Source organism: Streptomyces sp. C, assembly GCF_000158895.1.
GTDB lineage: Bacteria > Actinomycetota > Actinomycetes > Streptomycetales > Streptomycetaceae > Streptomyces > Streptomyces racemochromogenes.
This window is the reverse complement of the sequence record NZ_GG657750.1, coordinates 837,110-839,183: the sequence shown is the minus strand read 5'-3', so window position 1 is coordinate 839,183 and position 2,074 is coordinate 837,110. Positions and strand designations below refer to the sequence as shown.

The window sequence follows — 2,074 nt, the reverse complement described above, 5'->3', positions numbered from 1 at the left end:
CAGCGGTAGTGGTAGTAGTCGGTGCAGAGCCCCTGGAGCGCCTGGCCCAGGTGGGGCAGGATGAACCCCACGGCGATGAACAGGGCGCACACGGAGGCGATGGGCGGGGCCACGTACGTGCTGAGCCAGTCCAGGTCGCGGCCGTTCCAGCGGGCGAACACCGCCGTGAGCTTCACGGCGTCGTAGCAGAGGTTCAGGACGAACCCGATGACCAGCAGCACCAGGCCCGCGCGCAGCCAGCCCGCCACCTCCCGCAGCCAGGACCAGGTGACGACGGCGGTGATGGCGCAGGCGGTGGTGTGGGCCCCCAGGTAGAGCATGATGTGCTCGCGCATCCAGGGGGTGTTGGCGTAGTACGTGTCCAGGTCCCGCAGCCGTTCGACCGGTACCTCGGCGAACGCGAAGGTGGTCCACAGGCCGGCCACCACGGCCGCGTAGAAGACGCCGATGGTCCAGGTGGCCCGGCGCACCCGCCGGGGATCGCCGCCCCGCCAGTGGATGATCATGACCAGGCAGGAGGCGCAGAACATCATGAGCAGCGTGTAGACCAGCGGCGCCGCGAAGTTGCTGATGCCCGTCGCGCTGTTCAGCAGCACGAGGGTCTTGGGCCGGCCGAGGTAGAAGACCGCCGACGCCAGCAGGAGCAGGCCTCCGACCGAGCGCACGTTGGGGTCGATCCGCCAGAACCTCATCATGACCGGGAGGCGGATCGCGAAGGCCAGGGTGAGGATCACCGCCGGTATGAGGTACGGGATGTAGTACTTGTCCGAGGTCACCGTCAACCGATCGGTCCGCGGTAGCCCAGGGCGTTGCCTATCCGCCCGGCCACGTCGCTGCGGCGGGCGGCCCCGGCCGCGTCGCCGCCGGTCAGCCACGGCCGGCACCGGTCCCCGAGCATCAGCCCGAAGGTCTCGGCCTCGATCTCCTGCGCGTCCTCGTAGTGGGACCGCGCGGCGACGCTCGCGTACGTCAGGTCCGAGGCGTCGGGCAGGGAGCGCGCGGCGTCGTCCGCCGCCCCGCCGCCGTGGCCGGTGCAGTGGCCCGCCTTCATGTGCCACAGCTCGTGGCCGAGGATGACCAGTTGGTGGTCCGGCGTCGTGTACTTCTCCACGACGACGATGTCGTAGTCGTCCATGTTCAGCCACAGGCCCGAGGTGGTCAGCCCGGACGGGAAGCGCTCGAAGCGCAGCACGATCGGGCGGCCGCCGCGGCTGCGGCTCATCGCGTCGCACAGGGCGCGGAAGAGGGTCTGCGGCTCGACCGGCGCATCCAGGTCGAGCGAGGAGGTCAGGGCGGTGCACAGCTTGCGCATCGAACGGGACAGGTTCACCGGGCCACCTCGGAGGAGAGGATGCCGGTGATCATGCCCAGCAGCAGGGTCTCCTGCGTGCGGGTGAGGGCTCTTCCCCGGGTGGAGATGGAGACCAGCCCGTACTGGTTCGTGAGGTCGGCCATCAAGTCGCCCGATCGGTAGTTGAGGGATTCGACCGCGGGCCACAGGGCCCTGTTCACGGCCTGGGCCGGCGTGTCCGTCAGGAAGGTGAGGTCACGGCCGAAGAAGGCCGCGAACTCCGCGCAGTGCCGCAGGTGGGGCGGTCTCCCGCCCGACACCAGCTGACCGACCCACCGGGGGTCGGCGCCGATCGCCGCCGCGATCTCCGCGACCGCGTACGGCTGCCCCTGGGGGTCGCGCGAGACGGCGTACAGGAAGGCCGCGCGACGGCGGACCGTCTCCTGCGTCTCCTCGGGCGTGGGGTCGGCGAACTCCTCGCCGCGCAGCAGCGCCGCCGTCACCGCCACGGGGACGCCGGTCCGCTCGGAGAGGGACACCGCGTCGAGGATCTCGTCCACGTCCAGTCGTCTCTCCGCGGGCGAGCGCCCGGAGCCGGGCGAGCGTCGTGTTGAGGGCAAGCGGCGGACCCGCCAACGGGGACAGTCATCCTGTCTTGTGCTCCCATACGTCCGAAGGGCAGATCCGTCTGCGCACCGGGGACGACGGTAGGCCCCCCCCGGGCCAACAAGAATCCCCCGGCACCGGGACGATTCGTTGTCGAAATCGAAAAACGATCGATGA

Annotated in this window: 2 protein-coding genes and 1 pseudogene; all 3 read right to left on the bottom strand. The window is 70.3% G+C overall.

The annotated features are described in order from the left end of the window. Positions 1 to 782 (bottom strand): annotated as a pseudogene (locus SSNG_RS41760) (hypothetical protein); the annotation flags it as partial. Then, complete coding sequence (locus SSNG_RS03770) at positions 779 to 1,312, bottom strand: hypothetical protein (protein WP_007262470.1); 534 nt, start codon at positions 1,310 to 1,312, stop codon at positions 779 to 781. The gene SSNG_RS03770 and the pseudogene SSNG_RS41760, both read right to left, overlap by 4 nt. A 14-nt stretch (positions 1,313 to 1,326) precedes the next feature. Further along, positions 1,327 to 1,851: a hypothetical protein gene (locus SSNG_RS03765; RefSeq protein WP_007262469.1), complete on the bottom strand. Its 525-nt coding sequence runs from the start codon at positions 1,849 to 1,851 to the stop codon at positions 1,327 to 1,329. Between the last annotated feature and the right edge of the window lie 223 nt (positions 1,852 to 2,074).